This is a genomic window from Kouleothrix sp. 19917 (assembly GCF_057073505.1).
In genome coordinates this window covers 3,314,915-3,331,578 of sequence record NZ_CP097099.1, presented here as the reverse complement: position 1 = coordinate 3,331,578, position 16,664 = coordinate 3,314,915, and the positions used below count along the sequence as shown (strand labels likewise).

At 64.5% G+C, this 16,664-nt stretch carries 18 protein-coding genes; 12 read left to right on the top strand and 6 right to left on the bottom strand.

All coding sequences use genetic code 11. The features are described from left to right. Positions 1-61: 61 nt before the first annotated feature. Positions 62-679: a Uma2 family endonuclease gene (locus M1P90_RS13535; RefSeq protein ID WP_483703184.1), complete on the top strand. Its 618-nt coding sequence runs from the start codon at positions 62-64 to the stop codon at positions 677-679. On the opposite strand, the gene pdxR is transcribed toward M1P90_RS13535, so the two are convergent. Further along, the gene (gene pdxR, locus M1P90_RS13530) at positions 676-2,136 is read right to left on the bottom strand and encodes a MocR-like pyridoxine biosynthesis transcription factor PdxR (RefSeq protein WP_483703183.1); all 1,461 of its coding nucleotides are present in this window, start codon (positions 2,134-2,136) and stop codon (positions 676-678) included. The two genes, M1P90_RS13535 and pdxR, sit on opposite strands and share 4 nt — an antisense overlap. A 496-nt stretch (positions 2,137-2,632) precedes the next feature. Beyond that, positions 2,633-2,893, bottom strand: coding sequence for a DUF3072 domain-containing protein (locus M1P90_RS13525; protein WP_483703182.1), 261 nt, complete (start codon positions 2,891-2,893; stop codon positions 2,633-2,635). 68 nt (positions 2,894-2,961) lie between these two features. On the opposite strand from M1P90_RS13525, the gene M1P90_RS13520 reads away from it, so the two are divergent. The 4 genes from M1P90_RS13520 (at position 2,962) to M1P90_RS13505 (ending at position 5,163) form a co-directional block, all read left to right on the top strand. Next, entirely contained in the window at positions 2,962-3,621 is a 660-nt protein-coding gene (locus M1P90_RS13520) for a pyridoxamine 5'-phosphate oxidase family protein (RefSeq protein WP_483703181.1), read from the top strand. Between the two features lie 129 nt (positions 3,622-3,750). Continuing rightward, entirely contained in the window at positions 3,751-4,092 is a 342-nt protein-coding gene (locus M1P90_RS13515) for a cupin domain-containing protein (RefSeq protein ID WP_483703180.1), read from the top strand. After that, entirely contained in the window at positions 4,089-4,550 is a 462-nt protein-coding gene (locus M1P90_RS13510; RefSeq protein WP_483703179.1) for a GNAT family N-acetyltransferase, read from the top strand. The genes M1P90_RS13515 and M1P90_RS13510 overlap by 4 nt, the downstream gene beginning before the upstream one ends. Then, entirely contained in the window at positions 4,543-5,163 is a 621-nt protein-coding gene (locus tag M1P90_RS13505) for an FMN-binding negative transcriptional regulator (protein ID WP_483703178.1), read from the top strand. Before M1P90_RS13510 ends, M1P90_RS13505 begins: the two co-directional genes overlap by 8 nt. Before the next feature lie 103 nt (positions 5,164-5,266). Here M1P90_RS13505 and M1P90_RS13500 read toward each other — a convergent pair whose 3' ends face one another. Continuing rightward, the gene (locus M1P90_RS13500) at positions 5,267-5,800 is read right to left on the bottom strand and encodes an NUDIX hydrolase (protein ID WP_483703177.1); all 534 of its coding nucleotides are present in this window, start codon (positions 5,798-5,800) and stop codon (positions 5,267-5,269) included. Positions 5,801-6,126: 326 nt separating this feature from the next. On the opposite strand from M1P90_RS13500, the gene folK reads away from it, so the two are divergent. Both folK and M1P90_RS13490 read left to right on the top strand, forming a co-directional pair. Further along, entirely contained in the window at positions 6,127-6,639 is a 513-nt protein-coding gene (gene folK, locus M1P90_RS13495; RefSeq protein ID WP_483703176.1) for a 2-amino-4-hydroxy-6-hydroxymethyldihydropteridine diphosphokinase, read from the top strand. A gap of 164 nt (positions 6,640-6,803) precedes the next feature. Next, on the top strand, positions 6,804-7,928 hold the full coding sequence (locus M1P90_RS13490) for a sensor histidine kinase (RefSeq protein ID WP_483703175.1): 1,125 nt from the start codon (positions 6,804-6,806) through the stop codon (positions 7,926-7,928). A 163-nt stretch (positions 7,929-8,091) separates the two neighbouring features. On the opposite strand, the gene add is transcribed toward M1P90_RS13490, so the two are convergent. The 3 genes from add to rpsU form a co-directional block, all read right to left on the bottom strand. After that, a complete protein-coding gene (add, locus tag M1P90_RS13485; protein ID WP_483703174.1) occupies positions 8,092-9,147 on the bottom strand; it encodes an adenosine deaminase in 1,056 nt (351 codons plus the stop codon). A 137-nt stretch (positions 9,148-9,284) separates the two neighbouring features. Next, a complete protein-coding gene (prfA, locus tag M1P90_RS13480; RefSeq protein WP_483703173.1) occupies positions 9,285-10,370 on the bottom strand; it encodes a peptide chain release factor 1 in 1,086 nt (361 codons plus the stop codon). Between the two features lie 140 nt (positions 10,371-10,510). After that, positions 10,511-10,729: a 30S ribosomal protein S21 gene (gene rpsU / locus M1P90_RS13475; RefSeq protein ID WP_483703172.1), complete on the bottom strand. Its 219-nt coding sequence runs from the start codon at positions 10,727-10,729 to the stop codon at positions 10,511-10,513. 311 nt (positions 10,730-11,040) lie between these two features. On the opposite strand from rpsU, the gene pyrR reads away from it, so the two are divergent. The 5 genes from pyrR (at position 11,041) to M1P90_RS13450 (ending at position 16,515) form a co-directional block, all read left to right on the top strand. After that, positions 11,041-11,574 (top strand): bifunctional pyr operon transcriptional regulator/uracil phosphoribosyltransferase PyrR, encoded by a 534-nt coding sequence (gene pyrR / locus M1P90_RS13470; RefSeq protein ID WP_483703171.1) that lies wholly within the window; start codon positions 11,041-11,043, stop codon positions 11,572-11,574. 114 nt (positions 11,575-11,688) lie between these two features. Beyond that, positions 11,689-12,648 carry an aspartate carbamoyltransferase catalytic subunit gene (locus M1P90_RS13465; RefSeq protein WP_483704644.1) on the top strand — a complete coding sequence of 320 codons (960 nt, stop codon included), beginning with the start codon at positions 11,689-11,691 and terminating at the stop codon, positions 12,646-12,648. Then, complete coding sequence (locus M1P90_RS13460) at positions 12,648-14,243, top strand: hypothetical protein (protein ID WP_483703170.1); 1,596 nt, start codon at positions 12,648-12,650, stop codon at positions 14,241-14,243. Before M1P90_RS13465 ends, M1P90_RS13460 begins: the two co-directional genes overlap by 1 nt. Continuing rightward, positions 14,227-15,726, top strand: coding sequence for a dihydroorotase (locus tag M1P90_RS13455; RefSeq protein ID WP_483703169.1), 1,500 nt, complete (start codon positions 14,227-14,229; stop codon positions 15,724-15,726). Before M1P90_RS13460 ends, M1P90_RS13455 begins: the two co-directional genes overlap by 17 nt. Positions 15,727-15,729: 3 nt before the next feature. Continuing rightward, positions 15,730-16,515 carry an iron-sulfur cluster-binding protein gene (locus M1P90_RS13450; RefSeq protein WP_483703168.1) on the top strand — a complete coding sequence of 262 codons (786 nt, stop codon included), beginning with the start codon at positions 15,730-15,732 and terminating at the stop codon, positions 16,513-16,515. Positions 16,516-16,664 lie beyond the last annotated feature (149 nt).

Here is a 16,664-nt window from a genome sequence, read left to right as displayed (position 1 = left end):
GTTGATTTGCGGGCGGGCAAGCACACAGGTATACTGCTGCCAGATCAACAGGAGGCACGCGATGACATCGCTCGAAACACTGATCAAGCGCGCCGGGCCGCATATCACGCCGGCCTGGGAGGTGGCGCTGCTGTTCCCTGAGCAGGGGATGTGGAGCGAAGAAGAATATTTGCACCTGACCAATCAGACCAGCCGGCTCGTTGAATTTGCCGATGGCGTTGTGGAGGTCTTGCCAATGCCGAGCGAGCGCCACCAGGATCTGGTCGCATTTTTGTACGAGTTGTTGCTGCGTTTTGCCCGCGCGACGGGTGGCAAGGTATACTTTGCGCCATTCCGCATCCAGCTGCGCTCGGGGAAGTATCGTGAGCCAGACCTTGTGTTTTTGCGATCCGCCGACGATCCTCGCCGTCAGTCGCTCTTCTGGGCCGGCGCTGATCTTGTGGTTGAAGTCGTTAGCCCGGATGATCCCGATCGTGATCTGGTGACCAAGCGGCGCGAGTATGCCGAGGCGGGCATTCTTGAATACTGGATTGTTAACCCGCTTGATGGAACATTCAGCGTGCTTGAGCTGCGTGGCGATGTATACGCCGAACATGGCGTCTTTCGCGCCGGCGAAGCGGCAAGTTCGCCATCGCTTGCGGGAATGACAATTCTTGTTAACGATCTGTTTTCGGTTTAAAGCACCCCCGCCAGCCGCTGCACGCCCGCGCGAATTTGTGCTGCATCGAGGGCGGTGTAGCCAAGCAGCAGCCCGCCGCGCAGCCTCGCCTCGGCCAGGTAGCGCCTGAGCGCCGGCACCTCTAGCCCCTGCGCGGCGGCACGCGCCGAAAGCGCGAGGTCATCCACCTGCTCGCCCAGCCAGCCCACCAGATGCATCCCTGCCTCGGCCGGCTCCAGCGCCACCGCGCCGCCCAGCGTGGCTCGTACCGCCTCCACCAGCACGGCCTGCCGCTCGGCGTAGAGTGCGCGCATGCGGCGGATGTGCCGCGCAAAATGCCCTTCGGTGATGAAATCGGCCAGCGCGGCTTGCTCCACGGTCGGCGCGTGGCGATCGACCAGGGCGCGGGCGTTGGCGAAGGCCTCGGCCAGCGCGGGCGGCGCAACCAGGTAGCCCAGCCGCAGCGCGGGAAACAGCACTTTCGAGAAGGTGCCAATGTAGCAGACCCGCGCCGCGCGATCCAGCCCTTGCAAGGAGGCGAGCGGGCGGCCAGCGTAGCGGAACTCGCTGTCGTAGTCGTCTTCGAGCACCCACGCGCCCGCGCGCGCCGCCCATTCCAGCAGCGCCAGCCGCCGGGGGAGGCTCATGGTTACGCCGAGCGGGTACTGGTGCGAGGGCGTGACATAGGCCAGCCGCGCATGCGGGGCGCGCGCCAGCCCCGCCGCCACGTCGAGCCCTTCCGCATCGACGGGCACGTGCGCCAGTTGCGCACCCGCGCCGATCAGCGCGCCACGCGCCCCCAGGTAGCACGGGTCTTCCACCCACGCGGCCTCGCCTTCGTCGAGCAGCAGCCGCGCCGCCAGGTCGAGTGCTTGCTGCGAGCCACTGACGATAATGACCTGGCGCGCGTCGCAGCGCACCGCCCGCGCTTCGCGCAGGTAGGCGGCAATGGCCTCGCGCAGCGTCAGCCAGCCAGCCGGGTCGCCGTAGTTCAGCAGCTCGCGGGGCGGCTTGCGCCAGCGCCGGTCGAGCAAACGCCGCCATGTGGTGAAAGGAAAGGCGTCGAGCGCGGGCTGGCCGGGCCGGAACGAAATAGTTGTCGCGACCGGGCGTGGCGCGGTGACGGGCGTGGCGGCCAGGCGTTCGCCGCGCTGCGAGAGCGCGCGGGCTGTGCTGGCGGGCGTGGTGGTGGGGGGCTGGGCTGGCCGCACTTGTAGCAGATCGTCGGGGAGCACGCGCGCCACAAAGGTGCCTGAGCCAACCTGCCCCTCGACATAGCCCTCGGCCAGCAGCTGGGCATAGGCATCCAGCACGGTGTTGCGCGAAACCGCCAGCCGCGCCGCCAGCGCCCGCGTCGAAGGCAGGCGCGCGCCAGCAGCGAGCTGCCCGCCCAGAATGGCGGCCCGCAGCGCATCGTAGAGCTGGCGGTGCAATGGTGTTGTGGCGCGCGCGTCGAGCGTGAACAAGGCCGGGTGCATAGGAACCCTTCTACAGAACCGCAGAACCGAGAACCGAGGAACCAGCCAGTACGCAGTCGGCAGGTGGCAGGTGGCAGGTGGCAGTCGGCAGGTGGCAGTAACCTTCAAACGTTCAAACCTGCAACTCTTTGCGTTCTCCGCGCTCTTTGCGGTGAATACCGTCTTTCGCCCTTCGATACGCGGCTACGCCGCGGGGTACCCTTTGGGTCCAGGACACTGGGAGCAGGTGAACTGTCGGCAGACCACGGTAACCTGCAAACGTTCAAACTTGCAACCTGCAACCTTCAACCCGCAACCCCCCTCTCCGTGTCTCTGCGCCTCCGTGGTGATCCTCGTTCGTCCTTGGTCGGCCCACAATTGGCTCCCTCAATGTAGCCAGAATTGGCCCTTGTGTCAAACCAATTTTGCGGTAGGCTAGATGCAACAAGACCAGCAGCCGCGCTCGGATGCGCTGACCACTGGCCCTGCTGGTACTGCCTTAAACATGGCGACGCGGCTATTTTTCCAACCCGCGCCCGGTTTTATGCTGAAGCTCGTCGATCCGTTTGGAGGCTTCGGCCTTGGTGAGCGTTTCGTCAAAGGTTTCGCCGGCCTCGTCGGAAAGGGTCTTGAGGTACGAACGCTGCGCGCCGGTCATCGGCTCGTCGCCGGTGGTCCACTCGTCGGGATCTTTGACGGTGTTGCCCTGCTCGTAGGCGTCGTCGGTCGCCGGCGCGGTGCGCTTGGTCGTATCCTGTTCGCGTTTTGTCTCGGCCATCTCGTTCCTCTCTTTCGTCGTCGAATACTTGTTCTATTGCACGATGAGTGCCACCGCCAGGAGAGTGTATGACAAACTATGCAAAAACCCCGCGCAATCAGGTAAAACGCCACCCCGAGCGTGGCGCATACGATGCCGACAGCGTGTACGCGATTGTCGACGCGGCGCTGATCTGCCATGTTGGTTTTGTGCTGGACGGCCAGCCCTTTGTGATCCCGACGCTGCATGCGCGCCAGGGCGACACCATTCTGCTCCACGGCTCGCGCGCAAGCCGCCTGTTGCAGCATGCCGAAGCCGGCGGCGAGCTGTGCATCACGGTGACGCTGCTGGATGGTATTGTGCTGGCGCGCTCGGTGTTCAACCACTCGATCAACTATCGCTCGGCGGTGCTGTTTGGGCGCGGCGAGCCGATCGAGGACGAGGACGCGCAGATGGCCGCGCTGGAAGCTTTTACCGAGCGCCTGATACCCGGCCGCTGGCAGGATGCGCGCTCGCCTACGCCCACCGAAATGCGTCAGACCGCCATCGTCGCCGTGCCAATCGCCAGCGCCTCGGCCAAGGTGCGCAGCGGCCCGCCAAAAGATGGCGCGGCCGACCTGGAGCTGCCCGTGTGGGCGGGGGTGCTGCCGCTGCACCAGGCGGCGGGCGCGCCCATCCCCGACGCGCAGCTTGCGCCCAACGTGGCCCTGCCCGACTATTTGCGCGACTATAAAGTCGGCGGGGAGTAGCGCGTCTTAAAGATTTTTGGAACGCTACCACCAAGGCACGAAGACACCAAGGTTCATGATAAACCTTTGTGCCTTCGTGTCTTCGTGGTTCCGTCACCCTTCGGCGTTTTTGTAGAAAGGAAGATAGCTATGGACGCATTTGAAATAGCCGAGCTGCTCGCCCAGCAGGGCGCGAGCGGTCGCGCTTACCTGGAGTTTTTGCGCGTGCCGGCGCTGAGTGTGGGCCTGTATGTCCTGCCCGCCGGTAGCACCGACCCGCAGCAGCCGCACACCGAAGAAGAAGTTTACTATGTCGTGCGCGGGCGCGGGCAGATTGTGGTGGCGGGCGAGCACCGGCCGGTTGAAGCCGGCAGCGTGGTGTATGTGCGCGCCCATGACGAGCACCGCTTCCACGATATTGAAGAAGACCTGCACATCCTGGTGTTTTTCGCGCCGGCTGAGTACGCCAACGCGCCGGACGGTGCCGTATGAACATCGAAACCGTGACGCCCGCGACCTTTGAGCAGGTGCTGCCGCTGATTGCCGCCTACCAGCGCTTCTACCAGGCTACGCCCAACGAAGCGCGCAACCGCGCGCATTTCAGCCAGTTTCTGAACGATCACACACGCGGCATCCAGTTTGTCGCGCTCGACGACGCGGGCGTGGCGCTGGGCTTTGCCACGCTCTATTTCGCGCTTGGCTCGGTCACGCCCGGTGAGTACTGCCTGATGAACGACCTGTTCGTGGTGCCCGAGGCACGTGGGCAGGGCGTGGGCCGTGCGCTGATTCAGCACTGCCTGGCCTATGCGCAGTCGCGTGGCTTTGGCGCGATCGAGTGGCAAACCGCGCTCGATAACGCCACCGCCCAGCGCCTGTACGACAGCCTGCCAACCCAGCGCAGCGGCTGGTACACCTACACGCTGGCGGCGGAAGGAGACGGCAATGTATAACCCCAAACAGTTTCAGGTGAGCGAGATCGCGCCCATGCACGCACTGATCCGCGCGCACAACTTTGGCATTCTGGTCACGCAGCACGAGGGTGCGCCCTTCGCCACCCACCTGCCCTTCATGCTCGACGCCGAGCGCGGCCCGTATGGCACCCTGCTGGCGCATGTGGCGCGGCCCAACCCGCAGTGGCACGACCTGGCGGAGGGGCAGGAAGCGCTGGCGATCTTCCAGGGGCCGCACGCCTACATTTCGCCCTCGTGGTACACGGTCGCGCCGAGCGTGCCAACCTGGAACTACGCGATTGTACACGCCTATGGCACGGCGCGCATCGTCAGCGACCCCACTGAGCTGCACGCCATGCTCGCGCGCCTGGTCGAAACACATGAATCCGGCTTTGCGCAGCCCTGGCGCATGGATCTGCCGGCCGACTACATGGAGCGCATGATGCGCGGCGTGGTGGGCTTCGAGCTGGAAATTACCCGCCTGGAAGGGAAAGAAAAGCTGAGCCAGAACCGCAGCGCCGAAGATCGTGCCGGCGTGGTGGCCGCCCTTGCGCCCAGCGCTGATCCCCTCGCGGCTGCTGTGGCGGGCATGATGGAGCGGGAAGACACGTAGAGTAGGGAGCGCAGAGCGAAGGAGCGTAGAGCATTTACCACGAAGGCACGAAGAATCTTATGACTCTTCGTGCCTTCGTGCCTTCGTGTCTTCGTGGTTTGCGTCATTCTTGATCTGCGCCGCCAGCCGCCAGCCACTCCTCCAGCGCGCTGCGGTGCGTGTGGTGCGAGATCGTGGGCAGCGCATCGGGCGCGAACCAGCCAATGGCGTCGGCATCGTCGCCAGCCGCCAGCGCGCCAACATCGTCGCAATGGGCGCGGTAGGCCAGCAGCAAGCCCGCGCCACGCGGGTCGTCGGTGTAGTGGTAAACGCCCTGCAAGCCGCCCAGGCGTGCCCGCAGCCCGGTTTCTTCAAACACCTCGCGCAGCACCGCCGCCTCGGGCGGCTCGTCGGCCTCGGCGAAGCCGCAGGGCAGGCACCACAGGCCGCGCCCCGGCTCGTGGCGGCGACGCACCAGCAGCACCCGCCCTTCGCGCGCAATCAGCGCGCCGCACGCAACTTTCGGGTTCACATACACCACAAAGCCGCAGGCCGGGCAGGCTGGGCGCGCGCGCCCATTCGCCATGCGTTCGCCAAGCTGCGCGCCACAGCGCGAACAAAAGCGCAGCGGCTGCCACTGGGGTTCGTTCGTTTTCATGCCAATCACATGCCTTTCAGGCTATGATACCCGCGCTGGCGCGACTCACGGCTTTGAATAGCACCGTATGCAAAAAGTGCCACCAGCTACGTTTATTAAGAAAAGGTGCTTGCATTCGGCGATCGGTGCCTATATAATAGCAAATCCAATTGCCGATACACAACGATGCGCTGGCGCATCAGCTTCACGCCTTTCGTGCTCACCCGGCAATACGTTGCATTTCAGCTCGGTTTACGCTCTGGCACGGCGTCGCATCATCTTTTAGACCATACGCGGCTGCGAATGGTCATTTGCTGTCTCTGGCGTTTTCTGCAAGGCAGGCCAGGATGAAAGCACACACGGTTTATATTGGTCTTGGAAGCAACCTCGGCGACCGGGTGGCATATCTGCGCGAAGCGGTGACGCGGCTGCGCGCAGTTATGAATGTCGAAAAGGCTTCGCAGCTCTACGTTGCGGCACCGCTTGGCTATGTGCGCGACGATGCCTTTGTCAATGCTGTCGTCAGCGGGAAAACCACCCTTAAGCCGCTTGACCTGCTGCAAATGCTGCAAGATATCGAAGTGGTGATGGGCCGCCGTCCGGGCGTGCAGTTCGGCCCGCGCCCGATCGACCTCGACATTCTGTTCTACGATTCGGTGCAGATCTCATCGCGTAAGCTGACGATCCCGCACCCGCTGCTGCACCAGCGCGCCTTTGTGCTCAAGCCGCTGGTCGAGATCGCCCCCAACCTGATGCATCCCGTCATGTACTACACCACCGCCCAGCTTCTGCAGGATGCCGAGGAAGCCGACCAGGTGCAGATCTTTTCGCCACAGAGATCGCTCGCCAGCGCGAGCTAGCGCATCAACAACTCAGTTTCACCGTGCTGTTTGCTCAGGCATACGCGCTTGGGCAGGCAGCTTTTTTGTATGGCCGCGTGGAACGGTTCTTGCTATTCATAATCACTTACTGTTTTTTCAGGCCCTGGTCAGCGCCTCGCGCCATTAAAGAATGAGAACTCTCTATGCAGCACTCCATACTATCACCACTCTCCTGGCTGCTTGAATTTATGCAGCGCAGCTACCCCGCAACGCTGCCTGCGCTTGCCGAGCAGCTGCTGGCGCAGGTCCGCACGCATCCCAATGTGCAGGACGCGGGAATCTGGATGCGTGATCTCAGCGGCTCCATGCATAATATTGCCCCGCTCGAAAACGGCGACGAGCGTTTGGCCGAGCGAATTGGCCAGGTGCTTGCGCGCGGCCAGGCGCAGTCGGTTGCGCTGCCAGAAGCGACTGAGCAGGTGCTGCCGCTGTGTATTGGCGAGCAGGTGTTTGGTGCGCTAGTTGTTATTGAGCAGCCCGGCAGCACCGATCGCGAGCTGTGGCAGGCTGCCGCCGCGCATATGGCTGTGCTGCTGCGGCTGGCGCAATCCGCTTCGCCCGAGGGCGAGAGCGAGAACGAGTGGGACGAATTTATTTCGCATGCGGTGCACGAGATCAAGAACCCGCTGGCCTCGGCCAAGGGCTATGCCGACCTGCTGCTCCGCCGCGCCAAAAAAGAGGAAAACGAATCGTACAGCAAGGGCCTGAATGTCATCTCACAGCAGCTTACCAAAGCCACCGTCCTGCTCGACCAGATGTCGGACACGTCGCGGATTGCGACGAACCGTTTGCAGATTGCGCATTCTCCCGCCGACCTGGCGGAGCTGGTGCGGCGCGCGGTGCAGAACCAGCAGATCAAAACCGAGCAGCACAGCATTCAGATCGATGGCGCAGACGAGCGTCTGCCAGTTGATCTCGATGAAGGGCGCATTGGGCAGGTGATCGAGGCGATGATTGCCAACGCAGTGCGGTTTTCACCCAATGGCAGCGTGATCGCGGTGCGGCTGGAGCGCGCAAAAGCAGCGAACGGCACGGCCCTGGCGCGCATTGTGGTGGCCGATCAGGGCATTGGCGTGCCGGCTGGCGAAGAAGCGCGCATCTTCCAGCGGTTCAAGCGTGGCAGCAATGTGGCGGGCATGTATAGCGGCCTGGGTTTGGGCCTGTACGTCGCCAGCGAAGTGGCCACGCGCCACGGCGGGCGCATGTGGCTCGAAAGCGCGCCCAAGCAGGGCAGCACGTGCTACTTCGAGCTGCCTGTCGCGGCGTAGCGTGCGCCTCGGCAGCTCATCAGGGCCTACGTCAAAGCTCCAAAACCAATCCACAGATGACGCAGATTGCGCAAATTAAGAACCTCATATCTGTGCAATCTGCGTCATCTGTGGATAAATGGCCTTCCCTATCACCTAACCCCGGCGCTGAAAGCCCACCCATCTATTCGCTGTGCGCGACGCGCAGCTGCTCAAGCTCGGCTTCCACGCTCGCCAGCAGTGCGGTGCGCTCTTCCTCGGGCAGGAAGGTCGCACGCGCGCTGTTCAGCACCAGCTGCGCAATTGTGTCGGCGTCCAGGCCGAATTTGCTCGCCACCAGCCGATACTCGTCGTTCAGCGTGGTTTTGAAGAAGGTTGGATCGTCGGTGTTGATGGTGACGGACACGCCGGCCGCCAGCAGACGCGGCAGCGGGTGTGCCTCAATCGACGCGACCGCGCCCGTGCAGACATTGCTCGAAGGCGAGACATCCAGCACCACCTTGCGCTCGCGCAGGTGCGCCAGCAGGGCCGGATCGTCCACGCTGCGAATGCCATGCCCGATCCGCTCGCAGCCCAGTGTATCGACCGCGCCCCACACACTGGGCGGGCCAACTACCTCGCCCGCATGCGCCATCACGTGCAGGCCGGCCTGGCGCGCCGCCGCGAACACCTCGGCGAACAGCTCGGGCGGGTAGTTCACCTCGTCGCCGCCGATCGACCACGCCACCAGGCCGTAGCGCATATTCGCAACCGCCAGCTCAAGCACCTTCCACGCGGTTTCTGCGCCAAACTGCCGCCCGTAGTCGAAGGCCAGCCGCACGCGGGTGCCGCGCTCGCGCTCGGCCTGGTTGAAGCCAGCCATCGCGCCCTGCACCACTTCGCCCAGGTCGATGCCGCGATTGTAGTACTGAAAGGCCGAAACCATCACTTCAGCGTAGCGCACGTTCTGGTCGGCCAGGTGGTGCCCAAGCTCGTAGGCCAGCAGCTCGAAATCTTCGCCACGCTTGAGCGAGCGCGCCAGCACCATAAACACAGTCAGAAACTCGTGGAAATGGCGGTAGTTGAACAGCTGCGTCACGCCCGCCACGTCGCGTGCGGGTAGCTCGACATGGTTGCGCTCGGCAATGCGCAACAGCGTGGCCGGCTGCATCGCGCCTTCGAGGTGCAGGTGTAGCTCGACCTTGGGCATTGCGGCGATAAATGCATCTAGCGACGCTGCTAGGGGCGTGTGCGTGTTCACTGGCTAACCTCGTTCGCGCGTAAGCGCCTATTTCAGGGGTCAAAAAAGGGGGCGAGCCTGCTGGCGACACCCCCGTATCAGGAATGAAATAACCGCTTCACTGGGCCTGGCGTGCCGGGCCGATGAATAACGAGCTGCTACGCGTCGATCCCGACTGCCTCCAGCCGCTCGGTGTTGTCGAAAATGATCAGCGCCTCGATCAGGCGGTCGACATCCCCATCCATCATTCCCGGCAGGTTCGAAAAGCTCTGGTTGATCCGGTGGTCGGTCACCCGATCCTGCGGGAAGTTGTAGGTTCGGATCTTCTCGGCGCGCTCGCCTGTGCCCACCTGCGCCAGGCGCGATTCGCCCAGCTCTTTCTGGCGCTTTTCTTCTTCGATGGCGTACAGCCGGGCGCGCAGCACCGAAAGCGCGGCGGCCTTGTTCTTGAGCTGCGAACGCCCGTCCTGGCAGGTCACGACGATTTCGTCGGGCGTGCCGCCTTTGTACACAATCCGCACCGCCGAGTCGGTGGTGTTGACGCCCTGGCCGCCGTGCCCGCCCGAGCGGTACACATCGACGCGGTAGTCTTCCGGCCGCAGCTCGACATCGGTTTCCTCGACCTCGGGCAGCACCGCCACCGTCGCCGTCGAGGTGTGGATGCGCCCGCGCGCTTCGGTGGCCGGCACGCGCTGCACGCGATGCGTGCCGCCTTCGTACTTGAGCTGGCTGTACGCGCCTTCGCCGTGGATCTCGAATACAATTTCCTTGAAGCCGCCGACGCCGTTTTCGCTGGCGTTCACCACTTCAAGCTTCCAGCCGCGCCGCTCAGCGTAGCGGCTGTACATGCGGAACAAGTCGGCCGCGAACAGTGCCGCCTCGTCGCCGCCGGTGCCCTGGCGCACTTCGAAGATCACATTCTTCGAGTCGTTCGGGTCGCGCGGCAAGAGCAGGAGCTTGATCTGATCGGCCAGCGTGTCGCGGCGGGTGCGCAGCTGGTCGAGTTCTTCCTGGGCCATGCTGCGCAGCTCGGCATCGTCGGTTTCGTCGAGCAGCTGCTGCGCGTCGCGCGCCTGCCGGTCAATATCATTATATGCGCGATACGCCATGACGACATCTTCCAGCTCGCGCTGCTCGCGGGCGATCTGCTGCAGCCGCATGTGGTCGGTGGCCACGTCGGGCTGCGCCATCTGCTCGGAAAGCTGGTTGTAGCGGGCGTCAAGGCTCGCGATCTTCTCAAACATATAAACGGTCCCCTACACTCGTTTTCGTATAGTGGTGCATAAACGTTCATTCATTATAGCATAGCCGCCCGAACACGCAGAGATGCCCATACGGGCGAGATGTAAGAACACCTCGCCCGTATGGGCATCGTGCTGTGTGCCTAATGCGACTGCATCGCCTTTTTGCGGCGGTTGCGCTCGGCGCGGCGGCGCTTTTCCTTGCGCTGCTCGCTCTTCGAGACGAAATGCATTTTCTCGCGGTAGGTTTTGGTGATGCGCTCGGCCACGACGCCTTTGTTAAAGCGGCGCAGCAGCTGCTCGACAGTTTCTCCCTCGCGGCGTTCGACTTTCATAGCCTGCGGGACGCGCGAACTTGCCATGCCATATGGCCTGCAAGCCCGGTTGTCGTTGCTCTCACCTCCCCCCGTGAAAAATTCAGTATGTTGAACACAAAGCGATAGTATACACGCGAATGCACGTTTTGCCAAGTCGCTTGACACCGAGTCGTGGTCGTGCTAGCATACGCAGACCTTTAATTCAACCCCGTGAGGTTGAGAAGGGAAGCCCAGATGCAACTGCCGCAGCACTGCGCGCACGCGAACACGCGCGCCCATAACCCAAGCGTCAGCAGCCCCCTCGCCCGAGTGGCGAGCGTGGGGCTTTTTGTTATCTTCCGGCCGAGGGCATGCCAATGAGCGAAAAGCAAATTCTGTCCGCCGACGACATCCGGCGCGCGATCACACGCATCGCGCACGAGATTGCCGAGCGCAACGAAGGGGTGCGCAACGTTGTGCTGGTGGGCGTGCGCCGGCGCGGCGTGCCACTGGCCCAGCGCATCGCAGCCACGCTGGCCGATTTCGAAGGTGAGCGCGTGGCGGTCGGCACGCTCGACATCACGCTCTACCGCGACGACCTGGGGCTGCGCGGCCCGGCGCCGATTGTGCGCTCGACCAGCATGCCCACCGATATCAATGGCCGCACAGTGGTTCTGGTGGATGACGTGCTGTACACCGGCCGCACCGCGCGCGCCGCGCTCGACGCCCTGGCCGACCTGGGGCGGCCCGCGCGCATCCAGCTGGCCGTGCTGATCGACCGCGGCCACCGCGAGCTGCCCATCCGCGCCGACTTCGTGGGCAAAAACGTGCCGACCGCCAGCGACGAGCGGATCGAAACGCGCCTGAGCGAGATCGACGCCGGCGGCGATGGCGTGTTTATCGTACATTAGTTATGAGTGCTGAGTTTTGAGTGATTGTCTTGCGCAATTGAGAACTCAGCATCAAAACGCATAACTACACGATAGGGAGGCAATATGGCTACAATGACACACTCACCGGATGCGATGGCGCCCCCATCCCCCAGCTCCCAATCCTCAAATCCCCGCCGCCGCCACGTGCTCGATCTCGACGACTTCCGCCGCGACGAGATCGTGGAAATTCTCGAAACCACCGCCAGCATGAAAGAAGTGCTGGGCCGGCCGATCAAGCAGGTGCCAGCGCTGCGCGGCAAAACCGTCGTGAATATGTTTTTTGAAGACAGCACGCGCACGCGCATTTCGTTTGAGTTGGCGGCGCGCGCGCTTTCCGCGAACGTTGTGGGAATGACCGGCAAGGGCAGCAGCGTGGAAAAAGGCGAATCGATGATTGATACGGTTCGCACGCTGCAAGCGCTCGGCGCTGACATTCTGGTTATCCGCCATCGCGAAAGCGGCACGCCCTACCTGGTGTCGCAGCATTTTCGCGGCTCGGTGCTGAACGCGGGCGATGGCCGCCACGCCCACCCAACCCAGGCGCTGCTCGACATGTTCACCATCCACGAGCGGCTGGGCCACCTGGAAGGGCTGAACGTCGTGATTGTCGGCGATATTCTGCACAGCCGCGTGGCCCGCTCGAACCTGTGGGGGCTGGCGACCATGGGCGCGAATGTGACTTTGTGTGCCCCGCCGACGCTGCTTGGCCCGGCGGCCTACTGGACGGCGACCTGGCCGAACCTGGCGATTTCGCACAGCCTCGACGAGAGTGTGGACGGCGCGGACGTGATTATGACGCTGCGCCTGCAAAAAGAACGCCAGGAAAGCGGCTTGCTGCCGTCGCTGCGCGAGTATAGCCGCCTGTTTGGCGTGAATGCCGCGCGGGTGGCACGCGCCGCGCCGCACTGCCTGGTGATGCACCCCGGCCCCATGAACGAGGGCGTCGAGATCATGCCCGATGTCGCGACCTCGGCGCAGTCGGTGATTGAGGCGCAGGTGACGAATGGCGTGGCAGTGCGCATGGCGCTTCTGTACCGGCTGGCGGAGGCGTAGTGCAGGCCGCGACGACCTCTTTTTACCCGGCGGGTGCGCGGCGCGTGGCGATTTGGGCTGCGCTGCTGCTGCTGGCGATCTACCTGCTGAGCACGGGCGGGCAGCCGTTCATCAGCGACGGCGAGGTGATGCTGATCACCAGCATGCGGATTGTGGACGAGCGCACGGTGTCGCTGCCCGAAGGCGCGTCGATCTATCCGCAGACCGTGCGCCGCGCCGATGGCGTGCTGTTTTCGAAGTATGGCCTGGGGCAGCCGCTGCTGGCCGCGCCGCTGTATGCATTTGGGCGCTACGGGCTAGGGAAGCTGATCGGCGCTGGCGCGGGCGCGTTCTATGTCGGGCGCTTTCTCGTGCTGCTGCTGCCCGCGCTGGCGACCGCGCTCACCGGCGGCATCCTGTGTGCCTGGGGCGCGCGCCTGTACGGCTCGGCGCGGGCGGGCGCGGCGCTGGCGTTGCTGTTTGGCGTCGGCACGCTGGCCTGGCCGTACAGCCGCTTTTTCTTTAGCGAGCCGCTGTTCACTGCCGCGCTCGTTGCCGCCGCATACGCCATCTATTCGCGCCGACCGATGCTGGCGGGCGCGGCACTCGGCTACGCGGTGCTGACGCGCGTGGGCGGCGCGGTGCTGCTGCCGGCCTTTGCGGCCTACCTGTGGCTGCGGACGACGGACGGCCGTAGAATCGAGAACCGGGAACCGCAGAACCGGCGAAGGGCGTATAGCAATACGCCCGAACCGACGACCGACGACAGACGACAGATGGCGGGCAAAGCTCAAGGCGTATCGCATACGCCCGGCAGTCGGTGGTCGGCGCTGGCGCGGCAGTGTGCCTGGCTGGCGCTGGGCGGTCTGCCCTTCGCGTTGATGATGGTGGGCTACAACTGGGTGCGCTTTCGCACGTTGTTTGAGCGCGGCTATGCCAATGAAGGATTTACGGGAAATCTGTGGGAAGGGCTGTATGGCTTGCTGCTCAGCCCCGGCAAATCGGTGTTTTTGTATGTGCCGCTCTTGCTGGCGCTGCCGTGGGCGGCGCGGCCGTTTGCGCGGCGCTTCCGTGCCGAGGCAGTGCTCGCTGGCGCGCTGACAATTATTACCCTGCTGCAAAGCGCGCTGTGGTGGATCTGGTGGGCGGGCTGGGGCTGGGGGCCGCGCTTTCTGGTGCCATTCATGCCGTTTCTGGTGTTGCCGCTTGGCGCGCTGCTTGAAACGCGGGCCGGGCGGCGGGGTGTAGTTTTGCTGCTGGCGTTGAGCATTGGTGTGAATTTGCTCGGCATTCTGGTCGATTTCAACACCTATATCAACAACCTGACCCACGGCGACATGGCCCGTGAAGCGATTTACCTGTACCAGCCAGCTTTTTCGCCCATCCTGGCGCATCTGCGCGCGCTTGCTCTGCGCAATGTGCCGATTGCCAGTTTTGCGCTGGCCGACCCGCAGTTCGGCTTTCCTGAGCCGTGGGCCACGCTCTTTTCGGCCAGCTTTGTCCTGCTGCTGCTGGGCGCGGCGCTGGGCCTGTGGCGCGCGCTGGCCCACACAGCGCATCCGCACCTTCTGAAACCTGACATAACGACTGGGGAACACCATGCGCTACCTGATTAAGAATGGCTCGATCATCGACCCGGCCCGGCGCGTCGCCACGGTGGGCAATGTGCTGGTGGAAGATGGCAAAGTTGCCCGCGTGATGGACCTGGCGGATCTGTCGATGGCGACTGAGCCGTTTGGCGACGACCTGGAAGTGATCAATGCGCGTGGCGCGGTGATCGCGCCCGGCTTTATCGACCTGCACACGCACCTGCGCGAGCCCGGCGAGGAGCACAAGGAAACGATTGCCACCGGCACATCGGCGGCGGCGCGCGGCGGCTTCACCACCGTTTGCGCGATGCCGAACACCCGCCCGCCGCATGATCGTGTGGCGGTGGTGCGCCAAGTGCTCGAAACCGCCCGCGAGCAGGGCAGCGTGCGCGTCGAGCCGATTGGCGCGATCACGATTGGCCGCGCCGGCAAAAACCTGACCGAGATGGCCGAGCTGGTGGAAGCGGGCTGTATTGCCTTCAGCGACGACGGCAGCCCGGTGAGCGACGCGGCGGTGATGCGTAATGCGCTGGGCTATGCGGCCATGCTGGGCGTGCCGATTATGAGCCACTGCGAGGATATGACGCTCAGCCACGGCTGGGCCATGCACGAAGGCGCAATCAGCACGCGCCTGGGCCTGCCCGGATACCCTTCCGCCGCCGAAGAAGTGCAGATCGCGCGCGACATTGCGCTGGCCGAAATGACCGGCGCGCACATCCACATCTGCCACGTCAGCACTGCTGGCGGGGTGGCGCTGGTGCGCGCCGCCAAAGAGCGCGGCGTGCATGTTACCGCCGAGGCCACACCCCACCACCTGACGCTGACCGACCGCTGGGTGCTTGGCTCGCTGGGCGAGCCGAATGAGCGCCGCGAGCCGCCCGCCGCCCCGCGCGGCAAGCGCAAGCGCCGCCAGGAGCCCGGCCTGGGGCTGCCAGCCTGGCTTGACCCGACGCAGATCCCGCCCTACGACACCAGCACGCGCGTCAGCCCGCCACTGCGCAGCGACGAGGATGTGGATGCGCTTATTGAGGGCTTGCGCGACGGCACAATCGACGCGATTGCGACCGACCACGCGCCGCACAGCCACGTCGATAAAGAATGCGAGTATGGCCTGGCCGCGCCGGGTATTTCGGGCCTGGAAACCGCGCTGGGCCTGGTGCTGACGCTGGTGCATCGCGGCGAGATGGACCTTGTGAACCTGATTGCCAAGCTCACCGAAGGCCCAGCCTCGGTGATCAAGCGCACGCCCGCCACGCTGCGCCCCGGCAGCGACGCCGATATTGTGATCTTCGACCCCGACCAGAACTGGGTGGTCGATCGGCAGAAGTTCGCCTCGAAAGGGCTGAACTCGCCGGTGCACGGCCAGAAGCTCAAGGGCCAGGTGATGCTGACGATGTTCCGCGGCGAGGTCGCCTACCGGCGCGGCAATTTTGGCGTCAGCACTGGCATGCTTCAGCAACCTTCCAGGCTGCCCGGCATTCTGGGCGACGAAGGCGAAGAGGACGAATAGCGCGTGGCTCAGCAACGCCTGCTGCCAATCGCCGAGCAGCGCGCCGCCACGAGTGGGCTGCGCTGGCTGACGCTCGAAGCGCCCGAGCTGGCGCGCAGCGTGCGCGCCGGCCAGTACCTGCTGGTGCGCTGCGCGGAAGACGGCAGCTACGATCCGCTGCTGCGCCGGGCGCTGTTTGTGGCCGCCGCCGAGCCGGCGCTTGGGCAAATTGCGCTGCTCTATGCGCCCGACGAGCGCGGGCTGGCCTGGCTGGCGCGCGCCCATGCCGGCGACATGCTCGACATAACCGGGCCATTCGGGCGGCCGTTTGCGCTGGATGCGCGCACGCGCACGCTGCTGCTGGTGGGCGCAGGGCCGGGGCTGGCGGCGCTGCTGCTGCTGGCGCGCACCGCCGCTGCGCAGAACGTGGCTGTCACGCTACTGGCGGGCGCGCCCGACGCGGCGCTGCTGCCACCGGCCTACCTGCTGCCCGGCGAGGTCGAGTACCAGACCTTTGTGCCGCTGCAAGTGGCCGGTCTGGCGGGCAAGGGCGCGAGCTACGACCTGCCCGCCGCGATCACCTGGGCTGACCAGATCGCGGCGGCGCTGCCGGGCGCCGAGCTTGGCGCGCTGGCGCAGGCGATTCGCACGACCAAGTACCGCTGGGAGCGCGGCTTTGCGAGCGCGCTGCTCGAAGGGCCGCTGGTGTGCGGCGTGGGCGCGTGCGGCGTGTGCGGCGTTGAACTGCGCAAAGGCGTGCGCATGCTGTGCAGCGACGGCCCGGTGTTCGATATGCGCGAGCTGCCGTGAGAAGACGGTGCGTAATGCAATCTGCCGCTGTTTGTATTCACCGCAAAGGACGCAAAGGACGCGAAGATTTTGAGATACAAGCCGTAACCTGCGAACCTGCAACAGGCGTATGCGATACGCCCCGGCGGCAACCTGCGAACATGCAAACC